The organism is Arthrobacter globiformis, from assembly GCF_030817195.1.
Taxonomy (GTDB): domain Bacteria; phylum Actinomycetota; class Actinomycetes; order Actinomycetales; family Micrococcaceae; genus Arthrobacter; species Arthrobacter globiformis_D.
In genome coordinates this window covers 1,913,537-1,929,853 of the sequence record NZ_JAUSYZ010000001.1, presented here as the reverse complement: position 1 = coordinate 1,929,853, position 16,317 = coordinate 1,913,537, and the positions used below count along the sequence as shown (strand labels likewise).

At 67.2% G+C, this 16,317-nt stretch carries 14 protein-coding genes and 1 pseudogene; 2 read left to right on the top strand and 13 right to left on the bottom strand.

Annotation, left to right across the window (positions count from 1 at the left end):
* Window positions 1-28: 28 nt before the first annotated feature.
* From QF036_RS08725 to dxr, 5 genes and pseudogenes are all read right to left on the bottom strand, one after another.
* A complete protein-coding gene (locus tag QF036_RS08725; RefSeq protein WP_003805893.1) occupies window positions 29-322 on the bottom strand; it encodes a YciI family protein in 294 nt (97 codons plus the stop codon).
* 25 nt (window positions 323-347) lie between these two features.
* Window positions 348-902: a hypothetical protein gene (locus QF036_RS08720; protein WP_307101009.1), complete on the bottom strand. Its 555-nt coding sequence runs from the start codon at window positions 900-902 to the stop codon at window positions 348-350.
* An 8-nt stretch (window positions 903-910) separates the two neighbouring features.
* A pseudogene (locus QF036_RS08715) lies at window positions 911-1,599 on the bottom strand (MarR family transcriptional regulator).
* An 87-nt stretch (window positions 1,600-1,686) separates the two neighbouring features.
* A complete protein-coding gene (locus QF036_RS08710; RefSeq protein WP_307101007.1) occupies window positions 1,687-3,018 on the bottom strand; it encodes a M50 family metallopeptidase in 1,332 nt (443 codons plus the stop codon).
* A 19-nt stretch (window positions 3,019-3,037) separates the two neighbouring features.
* Window positions 3,038-4,252, bottom strand: coding sequence for a 1-deoxy-D-xylulose-5-phosphate reductoisomerase (gene dxr / locus QF036_RS08705; RefSeq protein WP_307101006.1), 1,215 nt, complete (start codon window positions 4,250-4,252; stop codon window positions 3,038-3,040).
* A gap of 117 nt (window positions 4,253-4,369) precedes the next feature.
* Between dxr and QF036_RS08700 the strand changes: the two genes are divergently transcribed.
* Window positions 4,370-5,815, top strand: coding sequence for a lipase maturation factor family protein (locus tag QF036_RS08700; protein ID WP_307101005.1), 1,446 nt, complete (start codon window positions 4,370-4,372; stop codon window positions 5,813-5,815).
* A gap of 52 nt (window positions 5,816-5,867) precedes the next feature.
* Here QF036_RS08700 and QF036_RS08695 read toward each other — a convergent pair whose 3' ends face one another.
* The 7 genes from QF036_RS08695 to QF036_RS08665 are packed head-to-tail and all read right to left on the bottom strand — an operon-like array spanning window position 5,868 to window position 13,924.
* Window positions 5,868-6,698: an HpcH/HpaI aldolase/citrate lyase family protein gene (locus tag QF036_RS08695; protein ID WP_307101003.1), complete on the bottom strand. Its 831-nt coding sequence runs from the start codon at window positions 6,696-6,698 to the stop codon at window positions 5,868-5,870.
* A 15-nt stretch (window positions 6,699-6,713) separates the two neighbouring features.
* Window positions 6,714-7,265 carry a MaoC family dehydratase gene (locus tag QF036_RS08690; protein ID WP_307101001.1) on the bottom strand — a complete coding sequence of 184 codons (552 nt, stop codon included), beginning with the start codon at window positions 7,263-7,265 and terminating at the stop codon, window positions 6,714-6,716.
* A complete protein-coding gene (locus QF036_RS08685; RefSeq protein WP_307100999.1) occupies window positions 7,262-8,002 on the bottom strand; it encodes a CoA transferase subunit B in 741 nt (246 codons plus the stop codon). The genes QF036_RS08690 and QF036_RS08685 overlap by 4 nt, the downstream gene beginning before the upstream one ends.
* 2 nt (window positions 8,003-8,004) lie before the next feature.
* Window positions 8,005-8,847, bottom strand: a complete 843-nt coding sequence (locus QF036_RS08680) for a CoA transferase subunit A (protein ID WP_307100996.1) — start codon at window positions 8,845-8,847, stop codon at window positions 8,005-8,007.
* A gap of 54 nt (window positions 8,848-8,901) precedes the next feature.
* Window positions 8,902-10,077, bottom strand: a complete 1,176-nt coding sequence (locus QF036_RS08675) for an acyl-CoA dehydrogenase family protein (RefSeq protein WP_307100994.1) — start codon at window positions 10,075-10,077, stop codon at window positions 8,902-8,904.
* Between the two features lie 2 nt (window positions 10,078-10,079).
* Window positions 10,080-12,308, bottom strand: coding sequence for an acetyl/propionyl/methylcrotonyl-CoA carboxylase subunit alpha (locus tag QF036_RS08670; protein WP_307100992.1), 2,229 nt, complete (start codon window positions 12,306-12,308; stop codon window positions 10,080-10,082).
* Window positions 12,309-12,316: 8 nt separating this feature from the next.
* Window positions 12,317-13,924 (bottom strand): carboxyl transferase domain-containing protein, encoded by a 1,608-nt coding sequence (locus QF036_RS08665; RefSeq protein WP_307100991.1) that lies wholly within the window; start codon window positions 13,922-13,924, stop codon window positions 12,317-12,319.
* A gap of 144 nt (window positions 13,925-14,068) precedes the next feature.
* Here QF036_RS08665 and QF036_RS08660 point away from each other — a divergent pair, with 144 nt between their 5' ends.
* Entirely contained in the window at window positions 14,069-14,743 is a 675-nt protein-coding gene (locus tag QF036_RS08660; protein WP_373460120.1) for an SACE_7040 family transcriptional regulator, read from the top strand.
* Window positions 14,744-14,909: 166 nt separating this feature from the next.
* Here the strand turns inward: QF036_RS08660 and QF036_RS08655 are convergent, their stop codons facing one another.
* Entirely contained in the window at window positions 14,910-16,313 is a 1,404-nt protein-coding gene (locus QF036_RS08655) for a dihydrolipoamide acetyltransferase family protein (RefSeq protein ID WP_307100989.1), read from the bottom strand.
* Window positions 16,314-16,317 lie beyond the last annotated feature (4 nt).

The following is a 16,317-nucleotide window of genomic DNA, read 5'->3' as shown; positions in this document are numbered from 1 at the left end:
GAATTCGAAAATCGGTAGTGCGGGGCGGCTAGGCTGCGTGCTCAGCCAGGAGGCCGGTCACAGGTGCCCATTCGGTGGTTCGGGTGCCGGAAATGACGCCGGCAGCAGCGAAGGGATCCTGCCGCAGGACCTCGTTGAGTGCAGCTTCGTCAGCCGCCTTGAAAATGAGCAGGGCACCCGCACCGTCGCCGTAGGGTCCGCTGGCAAGAAGCGTGCCGTCCTGCGCGAGTCCCGCAGTCCATTCACGGTGGGCTGGGCGGGTGGCCGCGCGCGTTTCGGAGGACTCGGCGTCGTATACGTACTCAACAGCAAAAACAGTCATAGAGATACCCTATCCCGCGGCCGGGCTAGCCGAGGAGCACGACCTTCGTGAGGGCGGCAACTCCCGCAGCCCACAGCATGGAGGCCAGGGTGCCGATGATGAACCGCTCCGCGGCCACGGGCGTTTCCTTGAGTTCCGCGAACCGGCCCAGGCCCTTGATGGCCACCACGTAGGCGATCGCCACGGGCTGACCGGCCAGGATGGCAAGGCAGACGGCCAGCCGCTCGAGCACGCCGATGATGGCGCCGCCCCGAAGAATCCGTGTGGCCGGAGCGCCGCCCCCGGATGCCGGCGCAGCAGCCGTGCCGGCGCCCACCGTGATGTCGCCGTTCACTGTGTTGGCCCTGTCCCCTGTGGCTCTGTCCCCTGTGGCCGGGCTGTCCCCTGTGGCGGGGCTGTCCACCGTTACATCCGCCGAGGGATCGTCGGCGCCGTCCCGGCCGGCACCTGCGGCGGCGGCGTCGGCGTCGGCGTCGGCTTTGTCGTCGATGGTACGGGCCAGCCGGAAAACCAGGGCCGTGACAGGCCAGCCCACGAATCCGGCCGTCAGCAGGGCGGCTGCGATCCAGACAGCGTTCACGGTTCTCCTCAGTTGTTGTCGTCGCCGTCCTGGGCCACGGGGGTGAGGTTCTTCAGGACGAGGCGGTGGGCGGTCGCCAGCAGCATTTCCACCGCCGGCCTTGCGGCCCATTCTTCCTGCCAGCCCGACCGGAGGACGGTCCGGCTCACCGACTGTTCGCTGATTCCCAACTCCCGGGCCACCTGTTTCTGGAGTCCGTGGCGTCCGTGGCCCCGTTCCGGTGCGGCTCCGCTTTTCGCCCGGAGGGCATCCACCACGCGCCACTGGGCCTCGGTCCGGTCCTGCACCAGCCTCCCGACCAGGCGCAGCACTGCCTCCGCGTTGGCGCACGCCACGGTGGCCTCGTGCTCGCGTGTCCCCGCGACCACGGCGGCAGGGACATGGCTCGCGGCTGACTTGGCCCGTTCCACCGCCCGGCGGGCGCGGCAACAAAGGCGGGTCCGGACCCTTCGCGGGGGCTGGCGTCCGGTGCCAAGGCCCCCGGGCCGACGCCGATTCCCACGTACCAGTGCCCGCTTCGCAGCGCATGCAGCGCCACGTCGACCACGAGGGCAGGGTCCTGCAGAACCCCCTGCACTTCGTCGCCGACGGAGCGTTCAAAGCGGACACCAGGATGGCCGCCGAGTCCCCCAAGGAGCTCGGGCACGCGGTCCACGTCATTGGTGCTGCCGCGCTGGTCGATGGTCAGAACGTACATGGCTAAACCGTATCCGGTTTATATTTTAAAATCAATCATTTAGCGCTGATTATTGGGAATCAGCCCTTTGGGGTTAAGGCATAAGAACTAGCCGAAGAGATTCACCGGCTTCACGATGTCCGCATAGATCAACAGCGCACCCATTCCCATGAGCAGCGCGGCCACGACGTAGGTCACAGGGAGCATCTTCGCGATGTCGAAGGCGCCCGGGTCGGGTTTGCCGAGCAACTTCGCCACCCGCCGCCGCACGGCCTCGTAGAGAGCGCCGGCGACGTGGCCGCCGTCGAGAGGGAGCAGCGGGATCAGGTTGAAAACGGCCAGGGCAAAGTTGAGTCCGGCGAGGAGTCCCACCAGGGCGGCCAGCCTGGCCTGGACAGGCACTTCCTCCATGGCCGCCACCTCGCCGGCCACGCGGCCCACGCCCACCACACTGATGGGGCCGTTGGGGTCGCGGGGTTCTTCGCTGAACGCCGCCTTGGCGACGCCGGCAACCCGGGCCGGCAGATTAAGCACCACTCCGGCCACCTGCTTGATGTTCTCCCCTGCCATGGGCAGGACGGACGACGCCGGCTGGGGAACCAGGGCGGTCTGCGCACCGATGCCCAGGAAACCGACGTCCTGGTACAGGAGCTTTCCGGCGTCGTCCTTTGCCTGGCGTCCGTCGGCTCCGACAACAGGGCGCGCCGACAGGACGGGGGTGACGGTACTGGTCACCGGTGAGCCGTTGCGCTCCACGGTGATGGACGCTTCCTTGCCGGCGGAAGCCCGGATCCAGCCCGTGAGCTGGTCCCAGCTGGTCACGGCTTTTCCGTCGAAGGAGGTGATGACGTCGTTGGGCTTGAGCTGGGCTGCAGCTGCCGGTGTCGGCTTGCAGTCGGCGGAGTCCGGGTCGACGGTCTCCCCCGCCTTCACCTGGCACTTGGAGACGTCGGCGATGGTGGTCGTGGGCTCGGAGATGCCGAAGCCCATGAGCAGCACGGCCGTGAGCACGAGGCCGATCAGGAGGTTCATTGCCGGCCCGCCGAGCATGACGATGATCTTCTTCCAGACCGGGAGCCGGTAGAACACGCGGTTCTCGTCCCCGGGACCCACATCTTCATGGGCCATGGAGCGGGCCTCGCTGGCCAGCGTCTGGAACATGCCCGTGCTGGACGGGCGCACCGAGCCGTCCTCCTTGTTGGGCGGGTACATGCCGATCATCGACACGTAGCCGCCAAGCGGCAACGCCTTGAAGCCGTACTCGGTCTCACCCTTTTTGGTCGACCAGAGGGTGGGGCCGAAGCCGATCATGTACTTGGTGACGCGCACCTTGAACAGCTTGGCGGGCACCAGGTGGCCCACCTCATGCAGCGCAATCGATACCGCGATGCCGACCGCCACAAAGACGACACCAAGAATAAAGAGGATGACGGGACTCATGCTTTAGATCTGCTGCTTCCTAGAGACTGCTCACTGCTAAACGTTCGTGGGTACGCGCACGTGCCCATTTCTCAGCATCGAGTACGGATCCGACCGTTAGCCCGGAGGAACCCGAATGTTCGCTGAGGACGGCTTCGATGGTGTCCACGATGCTCGTGAACCGGATATGCCCGGCGTGGAAAGCCATCACGGCCTCCTCATTGGCGGCGTTGAATACAGCGGGGTAGGTGCTTCCCTGCCTCGCCGCGTCCTTGGCCAGCCCGACGGCGGGGAACGCGGCGGAGTCCAGCGGCTCGAACGTCCAGCTCGCGGCGCGGGTCCAATCGCAGGGGGGTGCGGCGCTGGGCACCCGGTCCGGCCAGCCCAGGCCAAGCGCAATCGGCAGGCGCATGTCCGGCGGCGACGCCTGGGCGATGGTGGAACCGTCCACGAACTGCACCATCGAGTGGATCACTGACTGCGGGTGGACCACCACGTCGATCCGGTCCAGCGGGATGTCGAACAGCAGGTGCGCCTCAATGACTTCAAGGCCCTTGTTCACCAGGCTGGCTGAGTTGGTGGTGACCATCAGGCCCATGTCCCAGGTGGGGTGGGCCAGCGCCTCCTCCGGCGTGACGGCGAAGAGCTCTTCGCGGGTACGGCCGCGGAAGGGCCCGCCCGAGGCGGTCAGGATGAGCTTGTCCACCTCCGCGGCGGTACCCGAGCGCAGGCACTGGGCGATGGCGGAATGCTCAGAGTCAACCGGCACGATCTGTCCGTCCGCGGCGGCGGATTTAACCAGCGAACCGCCAACGATCAGGGATTCCTTGTTGGCGAGCGCCAGGGTGGCGCCGGATTCCAGCGCGGCGAGCGTGGGCGCCAGCCCGATCGAGCCCGTGATGCCGTTGAGCACCACGTCCGCCTTGACGGCGGCGATCGTGGTTGAAGCGTCGGGGCCGGCGATGATTTCGGGACGGTACTGCCGGATCCCTGCCTCGCGGGCGGCGTCGTTGATCAGGTCCCGGAGTCGCCCGGGATCGCCTTCGGCGATGCCGATGGCCGCGGCCCGGGTGTGCACTGCCTGCCGGGCGAGGAGTTCGAGGTTGCCGCCGCCGGCGCTGAGCGCCACAACCTCAAAAAGATGGGGGGCGCCGTCGACGACGTCAATCGCCTGGGTGCCGATGGAACCGGTGGATCCAAGAATGACGATGGTGCGCGGCTGGCTGGCTGGACGGCTGGAGCCGGAAGTCTGCATGGCTTAAGTATCCCGCACCGCCGGTGGCCGACGGACGTGCGGGGTTCGGCGCGGGCGGGCTGCGCGGGCAAGTGGAAGCACCTTGACGCGCTTCCGCGCCGGGGTAACGTGGTGCCCGTGGACTGGGCCGCATGGTTCGACGCGCCGGACTATGAATTCGCCCGGCAGGTGCTGCAGCGCGGTGTTGCCGCACTCTACCTCGTTGCGTTCCTCTCCTCCCTCAACCAGTTCCCCGCCCTTCTCGGCGAGCGCGGACTCCTTCCAGTTCCGGATTACCTGAAATCCTTCAGCCGGATGCGCCGTCCCACGCTGTTCCGCTGGCGCTACTCGGACCGGCTGTTCCGGGCCGTCTGCGCTGCGGGTCTGGTCATCTCCGGCGTCCTGGTCCTCGGCCTTCCCCAACTGGGTCCGCCCTGGCTGCCACTGATCGCGTTCCTGGCGCTGTGGCTGCTGTACATGTCAGTGGTCAATGTAGGGCAGACGTTCTACGGGTTCGGCTGGGAAATGCTGCTCCTGGAGGCCGGCTTCACCGTGGCCTTCCTGGGATCCGACCAGACCGATCCGCCCCGGACCGTCCTGATCCTCGTGGCCTGGCTGGTGTTCCGGCTGGAATTCGGGGCCGGCATGATCAAGATCCGCGGCGGCCGGGAGTGGCGCGACCTCACCGCCCTGTACTACCACCACGAGACCCAGCCGATGCCAGGCCCTCTCAGCCGGCAGGCGCATCTGTTGCCGAAGCCCTTCCACCGGCTGGAGGTGGTGGGCAACCACTTCGCCCAGCTGGTGGTGCCGTTCTTTCTCTTCGCGCCGCAGCCGCTGGGCAGCATCGCGGCGGGCATCATCATCTTCACCCAGCTGTGGCTGGTGGCCAGTGGCAACTTTGCGTGGCTGAACTGGATAGCGATCGTGCTGGCCTTCGCCGGCGTCAGCGATCCCGTGGCGCACACGGTGCTGCCGGTCATTCCGCTGGACTGGCACACCACCGGGGAGACGCCGCTGTGGTGGCTCATCATCACGCTGGCCGCGTCCCTGCTCCTGGTGGTCCTTAGCTACTGGCCAATCCGGAACCTGTTCTCCCAGTACCAGCTGATGAACGCCAGCTTCAACCGCTGGCAGCTGGTGAACACCTACGGCGCCTTCGGCACGGTAACGAAGCAGCGCATCGAGGTGGCGGTGGAGGGCACCCTGGACGAGGAGCCGGACGAGGCGGCCGACTGGCGCGAGTACGGTTTCAAGGGAAAACCCGGGGAAGTGCACCGGCTCCCCCGCCAGTGGGCTCCCTATCACCTGCGGCTGGACTGGCTCATGTGGTTCCTGCCCCTGCGAACGGTCCACGAGGAATGGTTCTACGCCTTCCTCGGCAAGCTGCTCGAGGCTGACGCAGCCATGCTGCGGCTGCTGCGCCACGACCCGTTCGACGGCGAACGCCCCCGTTGGGTGCGCGCCCGCACTTATCTGTACCGTTTCGCCACCCGGGCGGAGTTCCGGGAGACCGGCCAGCGCTGGATCCGGACACCCCTCTACGAGGCAATCCCGCCCATTTCCCTGCGGGCAGGGAAATGACGGTGTCCGGAATCAGGCGGGGCCGACGGCGGGCTGCCGGGCTCCGCGGAACCTAGCGGGCTCTGCGGAGCACCGACTCTGCATGCCGAAGGATGGGACCGTCGATCATCCGGCCCTGGTATTGGAACACGCCGGTCCCGGCTTCCTTGGCGGCCTCCAGCAGGCGGGTGGCATCGGCGACGTCCTCGTTCGACGGCGCGTAGGCGGCCCGGACGGCGGCCACCTGGCTGGGGTGGATGCAGGCTTTGGAGCCGAACCCGGATGCGGCGGCGTCCCGGGCCTCCGCGGCGAGCCCGTCAAGGTCGGGGATGTTCACGTAGACGGCGTCGACGGCCTGCTTGCCGGCTGCACCCGCTGCCAGGAGCACGGAGGAGCGGGCATGCAGGGCAACGGCGCGGTAGCCGCCGTCGTCGTTCCTGCTGGAAGTGCCGCCGAGGGAGGCAAGCAGGTCCTCTGCCCCCCACATCATGGCCACCACGTTGGGTTCGGCAGCAATGGCGGGTGCGTGGACCACGCCCGCGGCCGTCTCGCACAGGGCAATCACGTGGAAGTCCGGTAGGGCCCGGAGCTGGCTCACGCCCTCCGCCTTGGCGAGCATGACCGTGCGGTAGGGAGTGTGGGCCAGGCAGTGCAGGTCCTTCTCGAAGTCCTCGGTGCCCGCCGGATTGATCCTGATGATGGTCCGGCTGGGGTCGAGCTCCGGCCCCTCGCCGGAGCCGCCGAGCTGGGCGAGGATGGCGCCCCGTGCCCGCTGTTTGTCCGGCGCCGCCACGGCATCCTCGAGGTCCAGGATGACGGCGTCGGCGCGCTCGGCGGCCTTTTGGAAGCGTTCGGGGCGGTCAGCAGGGCAGAACAGCAGGGCGGGGCCCATCACAAAAGTCATACAGCCATTGTCCGATTATTTGCCCCGCTGCGCCTCTATATGCGCCTCGCGCGTCCACATCAGGCAGCTGCGCGTGGCCAGTGCCACCACGGTTCCGTCCTGGTTGCGGCCGGTGTGCTGCATGGTGACGACGCCCTGCCCCGGCCGTGACCCGGACAGCCGTTTGCCGGTGATGGCGGTCTCTGTATAGAGCGTGTCACCGTGGTAGAGCGGGTGAGGGAAAGAGACGTCGGTCAGCCCCAGCTGCGCGATGATGGTGCCCTGGGTCAGCTGGCCGACGGACTGACCCACCACCGTCGCGAGCGTGAACATGGAGTTGACCAGCCGCTGGCCGAAGGGCTGGCCCGCGCTCCATGCCGCGTCCAGGTGCAGCCCCTGCGTGTTCATGGTCATGGTGGTGAACAGCACGTTGTCCGTTTCCGTGACGGTCCGGCCTGGACGGTGGGCGTAAACGACGCCTTCCTCGAGTTCCTCAAAATAGAGACCCCGCTGCTCAACGACGCGGGCACCGCCGGTGGTTGAGCCCGTCGAAACCCCGGCTGCACTCTGCTCAGGGTTCGGCGTCATACGGTGAGTTCCTGGTCTTCCTCGAACAGCTCCGCACCGGTGGCCGCGGCAACATCCTCCGCAGACACATTGGGGGCGAGTTCGCGCAGGACCAGGCCGTCGGGAGTCACGTCAAGGACGGCGAGGTCCGTGATGATGCGGTCCACACAGGCCTTGCCGGTCAAAGGCAGTGAACAGCGATCCACGATCTTCGGTTTCCCGCTGCGGTCCACGTGTTCCATCATGACAATCACTTTTTTGGCGCCGAAGACCAGGTCCATGGCGCCGCCCATCCCCTTGACCATCTTTCCGGGGATCATCCAGTTGGCGAGGTCCCCGTTGGCGGCCACCTCCATGGCGCCGAGTACGGCCACGTCCACATGCCCCCCGCGGATCATGCCGAAGGACTGCGCGGAGTCGAAAAACGCGGCACCCTTGTTGACGGTGACGGTCTCCTTACCGGCGTTGATCAGGTCCGGATCCACTTCGTCCTCGCCGGGGTACGGGCCGACGCCGAGGATGCCGTTCTCGGAGTGCAGGACCACTTCAACACCGGCCGGGATGTAGTTCGGGATGAGCGTGGGCATGCCGATTCCGAGGTTCACGTACTGGCCGTTGCTCAGCTCCTGCGCCACGCGGGCGGCGAGCTCATTGCGTGTCCAGCCCTTGCCCTCGGGGTGGGAGGAAGCGGCCCGGCGGTACTCATGGCGGACGGCCTCGGGACGGGGCGGCTGCGCCTGCGTGCTGTTCAGGTCCATGGCTACGCTCCTGCCTGTTCGGTGGTTCCGGTGGTTCCCGCTGCGCCAATGGTTTCTGCAGTTCCGGTGCTCCCTGACTGGGTGGCCGACGCCGCGGACAGTGCTACCGTCCGCTTTTCAATGCGCTTCTCGGACTCGGGCACCACGACCACCCGCTGCACGAAGATGCCGGGCAGGTGGACGTGTTCGGGATCCAGCTCGCCCGGCTCCACGAGTTCTTCCACCTCCGCGATCGTGGTCCGTCCTGCCATGGCGCAAAGGGGGTTGAAGTTCATGGCCGTGGCGTGGAAGACCAGGTTCCCGTGGCGGTCGCCCTTCCAGGCATGGACCAGGCCGTAGTCGGGGGTCAGCGACTCCTCCAGCACGTAGTCGACGCCGTCGAAGTTCCGCACTTCCTTGGGCGGTGACGCGATGGCGATGCCTCCGTCGGCGTCGTATTTCTGGGGCAGGCCGCCGTCGGACACCTGGGTCCCCACCCCCGCCTTGGTGTAGAAGGCGGGTATGCCGGCGCCGCCGGCGCGCAACTTCTCGGCCAGGGTGCCCTGCGGGGTCAGGACCACCTCCAGTTCGCCGGCGAGGTACTGCCGGGCGAATTCCTTGTTCTCCCCCACGTACGAGCTGACAGTCCGGCGGATCCTGCCGTCCCGGAGGAGGATTCCCAGGCCCCAGTCGTCCACGCCGCAGTTGTTGCTGACGGTCTCCAGGTCCTTGGTGCCATGGCGGTGAAGGGCATCGATGAGCGCCACCGGGATCCCGCACAGTCCAAAACCCCCGACGGCGAGCGACGCGCCGTCGGGAATGTCGGCGACCGCTTCGTCAGCGCTGGCAACAACCTTGTCAATCATCGTTGATCCTTTCGGCGTCTCCACAGACTTCGACAGACACGGCCACCGGGCCTGCTACAGCCCGAGTTCCCGGGCGATCAGCATCAGCTGGACCTCCGTGGTGCCCTCCCCGATCTCCAGGATCTTGGAGTCCCGGTAGTGGCGCGCCACGGTGAACTCATTGATGAAGCCATAGCCGCCGAATACCTGGGTGGCATCCCGCGCATTGTCCATGGCCGCCTCGCCTGCGACCATCTTAGCGATGGCCGCCTGGGTCTTGAACGGCTTGCCGACGAGCATCCGGGCAGCCGCATCGTAGTACGCGAGACGGGCCGTGTGGGCGCGTGCCTGCATGCGGGCGATCTTGAAGGCGATCGCCTGGTGCTTGCCGATATTGGTCCCGAAGGCGCTGCGGTCCTTCGCGTAGCGGACCGAAAGGTCTACGCAGCCCTGTGCCGCGCCGGTGGCCAGGGCGGCGATGGCGATCCTGCCCTCGTCCAGGATGGACAGGAAGTTGGCGTAGCCGCGTCCGCGCTCCCCCAGCAGGTTCGCCTCGGGGACGGTGACGTCACGCAGCGTCAGGGGGTGGGTGTCCGAGGCGTTCCAGCCCACCTTGTTGTAGGCCTTTTCCGCTTTGAAGCCGGGCGTGTCGGTGGGCACCAGGATGGTGGAGATTTCCTTCTTGATGCTGCCGTCCTTGCGCTCATGCTGGCCGGTGACGGCGGTGACGGTCACCAGTTTGCTGATGTCGGTTCCCGAGTTGGTGATGAACTCCTTGTTGCCGTTGATGACCCAGTGTTTTGTGTCTCCACTGCCTTCCAGCCGGGCCGTGGTCTTCGTGCCACCGGCGTCCGAGCCGGCCTCCGGCTCAGTCAGGCCAAAGCCGGCGAGCGCCTTTCCGGATGCGAGCAGCGGAAGCCACTCCTGTTTCTGGGCCTCGGTGCCGAAACGGTATACGGGCATGGCGCCAAGGGACACCCCTGCCTCCAGCGTGATGGCGACGGACTGGTCCACCCGCCCCAGCTGTTCCAGCGCGAGGGCCAGCGCGAAGTAGTCGCCGCCCATGCCGCCGTACTCCTCCGGGAACGGCAGGCCGAACAGCCCCATGTCCGCCATTTGCGACACCACTTCGTAGGGGAAGCTGTGTTCCTCGTCGTGCTTGGTGGAGACGGGGGCCACCACCTCGTCGGCGAATTCGCGGACGGTCTTGCTGAGGTCCTGGTATTCCTCGCTGAGGTCAAAATCGGCCATGGCTAGGCCTCCTTACGTTCTTCTGTTGGATCCTGTGCTGCGGTGCCGGCCGCGTGAATGGTGGCTAGGACCTGGTCGGCCTTGACCAGGTCGCCGGTGGCAACGGTGATATGGACGGTGCCGGAGACTTCGGCCACGAGCTGGTGTTCCATCTTCATGGCCTCCACGGACAGCAGCACCTGGCCCGCTGTCACCGGATCGCCGTCGCGCACTGCAACGGAGACGACGGTCCCGGGCATGGGTGACCGGACTTCCGGATCGGCGGCGCCCTCTTCGCGTTCGATGGCGGCCAGCACCCGCTCCAGGCGGGACTCGCGGGTGAGGACTTCGAGCCCGCAGGACCAGCCGCCGTGGCCCACGTAGACATGCCCCGCCCGCACAGCCCGGCGACGGCCGCCGTCGGCATGTTCCTGCCGTGACAGACCAATGGCGAAGGTGTGCTGCTGGTCCCCCAGCTCGAATCTGATGACGTCAGGTCGGGTGCCATCGAGTCCGGTGCCCAGGACCCGCACCTCGAGCTCCGGTCCGTCGTCGACGCGGACCAGGGCGTCGCCGTCGCCCTGCCAGGTGATGGCCACGGTGGCCATGGCACCGCCGGGAAGGCCGAAGCTCACCCGCCACGGCGCCGGCGCTCCGAGGCGCCAGCCCCGGGCACTGTCCCATGGGGACCGGGGACCTGTCTGTCCCCCGACCTGTCCCCCGCCGGTTTCAACAGCCTCGACGTCGCCAAGCCAGAACGGCAGGGCGGCTGCCGTGAGCTCGGTGTCTCCGATGTCCCGGAACGCCAGCTCCGGCATCTTGCGGTCGATCAGCGTGGTGTCGAGGCGGCCGGCGCGGACGTCGTCGTCATTAATCAGGAGCCGCAGGTACTCCACATTGGTATCGATGCCAAGGACGGTGTACCGCTCCAGTGCCGCGTCCAGTTTGTCCAAGGCGGCCTTGCGGTCCGTTCCCCAGGCGATGACCTTGGACAGCATGGGGTCGTAATCGCTGGAGATTTCCAGCCCCGGCAGCAGCGATGAGTCGATCCGGACGTCCTGGCTTTGGAAACCACCGCCGGCAGCCGCAGTCCTTTGGGGGCCAGGCCGCCCCACGGGCGTGAAGAGGCCGCCTGCTTCGTCGAGGAGCACCACCTCGCCCGAGGATGGCAGGAAGTTCCGGTGCGGGGTTTCGGCGTAGACGCGGGCCTCCGCGGCGTGGCCGTTAAGTTCGACGTCGTCCTGTCCGACGGTGAGCACCTCACCGGCGGCGACGCGCACCTGCCATTCGACGAGGTCGATGCCGGTGACCATTTCCGTCACCGGATGTTCCACCTGGAGCCGGGTGTTCATTTCCATGAAGAAGAACTCGTCCGGGGAGTCGTCCGAGACGAGGAACTCCACCGTGCCGGCGCCGACGTAGTGGACGCTGCGGGCGGCCTGGCAGGCGGCCTCGCCGATCTTCGCACGGACTGCCTCGCCGTCGGACAGAGATTCCAGCAGCGGTGACGGGGCCTCCTCGATGACCTTCTGGTGCCGCCGCTGCAGGGAGCATTCGCGCTCCCCCAGGTGGATCACGTTGCCGTGCGCGTCGGCCAGGACCTGCACCTCGATGTGCCGCGGGGACGTCACCAGGCGTTCCAGGAAGAGGGTGCCGTCTCCAAACGCGCTCGCAGCCACGCGCCGCGCGGTTGCCAGGGCGGCCGGCAGGTCCTCCGGCCGCTCGACAGCATGCATTCCCTTGCCACCGCCACCCGCCGAGGGCTTGATCAGCAGGGGGAAACCCACAGCCGGGGCGGCGGCGATGAGTTCCTCATCCGTCATGCCGGGCTCGGCGATGCCCGGGACCACCGGAACGCCGTACCCGGCCACGTGGTTCTTCGATCGGATCTTGTCCCCCATGACATCCAGGGCTTCGGCCCCGGGTCCGATGAAGGCGATGCCGGCGGCATCCAGTGCCCGGGCGAAGTCCGCATTCTCGCTGAGAAATCCGTAGCCGGGGTGGACCGCCTGGGCGCCGGTCTCCTGGCAGGCCCTGATGACCGCCTCGATGCTGAGGTAGCTCTGGGCCGCCGCAGCGGGGCCGATCCGGACGGCGGCGTCGGCTTCGCGCACGTGGCGGGCACCGGCGTCGGCATCGCTGTAGACCGCAACCGAACGGATGCCCATGGCGCGCAGGGTCCTGATCACCCTGCAGGCAATCTCGCCGCGGTTGGCCACCAGGACGGTGCGGAACATGTTGTCTGTAGTCATCCCGGGGCTCACATTCGGAAGAGGCCGAAGGAGGTCTCCGGCAGCGGAACGCGGGACACGACGTCGAGAGCCAGGCCCAGCACGGTGCGGGTGTCCGCGGGGTCAATCACTCCGTCGTCCCACAGGCGGGCCGTCGAGTAATAGGGGCTGCCCTGGTCCTCATACTGCTGCCGAATAGGTGCCTTGAAGGCTTCCTCGTCCGCTGCGGACCACTCCTGCCCGGCCGCCTCGAACTGGTCGCGCTTGACGGTCGCCAGGACGCTGGAGGCCTGGTTGCCGCCCATGACGGAGATCCGGCTGGCGGGCCACATCCACAGGAAGCGCGGTGAATAGGCCCGGCCGCACATCGAGTAGTTGCCGGCACCGAAGGACCCGCCGATCACCACGGTCAGCTTGGGCACGCGCGTGGTGGCCACGGCGGTGACCATCTTGGCGCCGTTCTTGGCAATGCCGCCCTGCTCGTAGTCCTTGCCCACCATGAAGCCGGAGATGTTCTGCAGGAAGAGCAGCGGAATGCCCCGCTGGTCGCACAGTTCAATGAAGTGGGCGCCCTTGAGTGCCGACTCGCTGAACAGCACGCCGTTGTTGGCCACGATGCCGACCGGGTGTCCGTGGAGCCTGGCGAATCCGGTCACGAGGGTGGCGCCGTAGTTCTTCTTGAACTCGTGGAAGCGGCTGCCGTCCACCAGCCGGGCGATCACTTCGCGGACGTCGTACTGCGCGTTGACGTCCGTGGGAACGGCGCCGTAGAGCTGGCCGGGCTCGGCAACAGGGTCGACGGCGGTGTCCACATCCCAGGCCGGCGCGCCGGGCCCGGGAAGCGTGGCGATGATGTCGCGGACGATCTGCAGGGCGTGTTCGTCGTTTTCGGCGAGATGGTCCGTAACGCCGGAGATCCTGGAGTGCACGTCGCCGCCACCGAGCTCCTCCGCGCTGACGATCTCGCCGATGGCGGCCTTCACGAGGGGCGGCCCGCCCAGGAAGATGGTGCCCTGGTTGCGGACGATCACCGTCTCATCGCTCATCGCGGGTACGTAGGCTCCGCCCGCGGTGCAGGAGCCCATGACGGAAGCGATCTGGGGAATACCGGCAGCGGACATGCGGGCCTGGTTGTAGAAGATCCGGCCGAAGTGGTCCCGGTCCGGAAAGACCTCGTCCTGCTTGGGGAGGAAGGCACCGCCGGAATCCACGAGATAGATGCACGGGAGCCGGTTCTCGAGCGCGATCTCCTGGGCCCGGAGGTGCTTCTTCACCGTCATGGGATAGTAGGTGCCGCCCTTGACGGTGGCGTCGTTGGAAATCACCAGCACGTGGCGGCCGTGCACCAGGCCGATGCCCGTGATGATGCCGGCGCCGGGTGAATCGTCGTTGTACATGCCATTCGCGGCCAGCGGGGCGATCTCGAGGAAGGGGCTGCCGTCGTCGAGAAGGCGGTCGATCCGCTCCCGGGGAAGCAGCTTGCCCCGGGCCATGTGCCGCTGGCGGGATTTCTCCGGCCCGCCCACGGCCGCCGTCGCAAGCCGTTTCCGCAGCTCTTCGGCGAGCGCGCGCTGCGCAAGGCTGTTGGCCTCGAACGCGCTGCCGGCGGTATCCAGCCGGCTGGCGAGTGTCTCCATTGACCGCTTCCATTCCCGGGCACTTCCGGCGGCAGTCCTGCCGCATTTCGGTTAGTGTCTCGTAACTGAGTTTAGGTTAGTCTCTAGTAACTGTGATGTCCAACACAGGATGTTGGTAGAGTTCTTGGGTTCCGAGGAGGAAAAGTGCCCACCACAGATCACGGAGAGCTCACCGCTGCCGGCCAGAGCATAGCCGGCCATGAGACATCCGGCCCCACGCAACGCAGCCGGGCGAAGGAGTCCCGGCGGCAGGCGCTCCTGTCCGCAGCGGCCACGCTCTTCGCCGTCAACGGGTTCAACCGGGTCTCCCTTGAGGACCTGGGCTCTGCAGCAGGTGTGAGCGGACCCGCCGTGTACCGCCATTTCCCCGGAAAGCAGGCCGTGCTGGGTGCGCTGCTGCTCACCGTCAGCCAGGACCTGCTCGACGGCGGCCGCCGCGTGGTGGACGCCGCCGCCGATCCCTCCGCCGCCTTGACCCGGCTGGTGCAGTTCCACGTGGACTTTGCCCTCAGCAACCCCGACGTGATCCGGGTGCAGGACAGGGATTTCAGCAACCTGACCAGCGAGGACCAGGCCCAGGTGCGTGCCCTGCAGCGCAGCTACGTGGAAGTGTGGGTGGACGTGCTGGCTGGCATCCACGGCACAACGGATACGGCAGATCTCCGGATGCGCGCCCACGCGACGTTCGGCCTGATCAACTCCACGCCGCACTCTGTCCGCAACCACGGCCGGCGGATGGCCATCAAGTCGGCGCGGCCCCTCCTGGAGAACATGGCGCTTGCGGCCCTGCTGGTGACAGACAGTCCGCTGGCCCAGTAACCCTGCTGGCCGGTTGGCCGGCGCCAAAACGGGGCACTTTGGCATGGACACGCCGGGGTTTCAGCGGGTACACCCCGATTGCGGCTTCAAAGTGCCCCGTTTTGGTTGCAGGCTGTGTGGTTCCGGGTTGCCTGCCGCTCGAGCCCGAGCGGCAGGCTGCCTGCGGCTAGGCCATCGCGAAGGCCATGCCGGGATCCGCAAGGAGGGCGCCGACGTCGGCCAGGAACCTGGATCCCTGCTCGCCGTCCACCAGCCGGTGGTCGAAGGACAGGCTCAGCGTCATGACCTCCCTCAGCGCGACCTGGTCCTGGTACTCCCAAGGGGTCTTGCGCACGGCGCCCATGGCCAGGATGGCGGCCTCCCCCGGGTTGAGGATGGGTGTGCCGGCGTCGATCCCGAAGACGCCGATGTTGGTGATGGAGATGGTGCCGCCGGAGAGGTCCTCCGGGCTGCTCTTGCCGGCCCGGGCGGTGTCCGTCAGTCCTGCGAGCGCCGCGGACAAGTCGACGAGCGTCAGGCGGTCGGCGTCCTTGATGTTGGGAACGGTGAGGCCGCGCGGGGTTGCGGCCGCGATGCCGAGGTTCACGTAGTTGAACTGAACGATCTCCTGGTTGGCCTCATCCCACTTGGCATTCAGGCCAGGATTGCGCCGCAGTGCGATCAGGACCGCCTTGGCCACGAGGGTCAGCGGCGTGAGCTTATGGCCGGCAAAGGGCTTGCTTTCCTTGAGCCTGGCCAGCAGTTCCATGGCCGGAGTGACGTCGACCGTCAGGAACTCCGTCACATGCGGCGCTGTGAAGGCACTGCTGACCATGGCGGCCGCCGTGAATTTGCGGACACCCTTGATAGGCGTACGCACCTCACGGTCACGCCGGGCCGACGCGGACTCTGGTGCCGTTTCCTGTGCCGCGAGCTCCTGGGCGGCCGCGGGAAGATCCCCGCCTCCCACGAAATTGCGCACATCGTCACGGGTAATCAGTCCGCCGGGGCCGGTCCCCGCCACCTTCTCCAGATCCACGCCGAGGTCCCTGGCCAGCTTCCGGACGGGCGGCGTGGAACGGGGCCGCTCGGCGGGGTTGGTTTCGTCCGGCTTGGTTTCGACAGGCTTGGTTTCGACAGGCTCAACCGCCGGGGCCTTGGTTTCGGCCGGCTTGGTTTCGGCAGGCTCAACCACCGCAGGCTTGGTTTCGGCGGGCTCGAGGAGCGTGCGCTGCCGGCGGACGGGGCGGCCGATGCTTTCGACGACGGCGCCGTACCCGACCAGGTTGGGTTCCCTCTTGGGGAGCGGCGCTTCAGCCGGAGCGGCAGGGCCGGGCTGGTTACCGGCGTCGTCCTTTACCTCGAACGAGACAATCGGCTTGCCCACCTCCACCACGGTTCCCGGCTGTTCATGCAGGGCCGTGATCACGCCCGCGAACGGCGAGGGCAGCTCCACCACCGCTTTGGCGGTCTCCACCTCGGCGATGATCTGGTTCAGGCTGACGGTGTCCCCGACCCCCACCTTCCAGCTGACGATTTCAGATTCGGTCAGTCCTTCGCCGAGATCCGGCAGCCGGAATTCCTTGATCATGGTG

Excerpts from the sequence above, each read along its gene's own strand:
- QF036_RS08685 (WP_307100999.1), bottom strand. The coding sequence starts at position 8,002 with ATGGACCTGAACAGCACGCAGGCGCAGCCGCCCCGTCCCGAGGCCGTC.
- QF036_RS08665 (WP_307100991.1), bottom strand. The coding sequence starts at position 13,924 with ATGGAGACACTCGCCAGCCGGCTGGATACCGCCGGCAGCGCGTTCGAG.
- QF036_RS08690 (WP_307101001.1), bottom strand. The coding sequence starts at position 7,265 with ATGACGCCGAACCCTGAGCAGAGTGCAGCCGGGGTTTCGACGGGCTCA.
- QF036_RS08695 (WP_307101003.1), bottom strand. The coding sequence starts at position 6,698 with ATGACTTTTGTGATGGGCCCCGCCCTGCTGTTCTGCCCTGCTGACCGC.
- dxr (WP_307101006.1), bottom strand. The coding sequence starts at position 4,252 with ATGCAGACTTCCGGCTCCAGCCGTCCAGCCAGCCAGCCGCGCACCATC.
- QF036_RS08675 (WP_307100994.1), bottom strand. The coding sequence starts at position 10,077 with ATGGCCGATTTTGACCTCAGCGAGGAATACCAGGACCTCAGCAAGACC.
- QF036_RS08670 (WP_307100992.1), bottom strand. The coding sequence starts at position 12,308 with ATGACTACAGACAACATGTTCCGCACCGTCCTGGTGGCCAACCGCGGC.
- QF036_RS08655 (WP_307100989.1), bottom strand. The coding sequence starts at position 16,313 with ATGATCAAGGAATTCCGGCTGCCGGATCTCGGCGAAGGACTGACCGAA.
- QF036_RS08725 (WP_003805893.1), bottom strand. The coding sequence starts at position 322 with ATGACTGTTTTTGCTGTTGAGTACGTATACGACGCCGAGTCCTCCGAA.
- QF036_RS08680 (WP_307100996.1), bottom strand. The coding sequence starts at position 8,847 with ATGATTGACAAGGTTGTTGCCAGCGCTGACGAAGCGGTCGCCGACATT.
- QF036_RS08710 (WP_307101007.1), bottom strand. The coding sequence starts at position 3,018 with ATGAGTCCCGTCATCCTCTTTATTCTTGGTGTCGTCTTTGTGGCGGTC.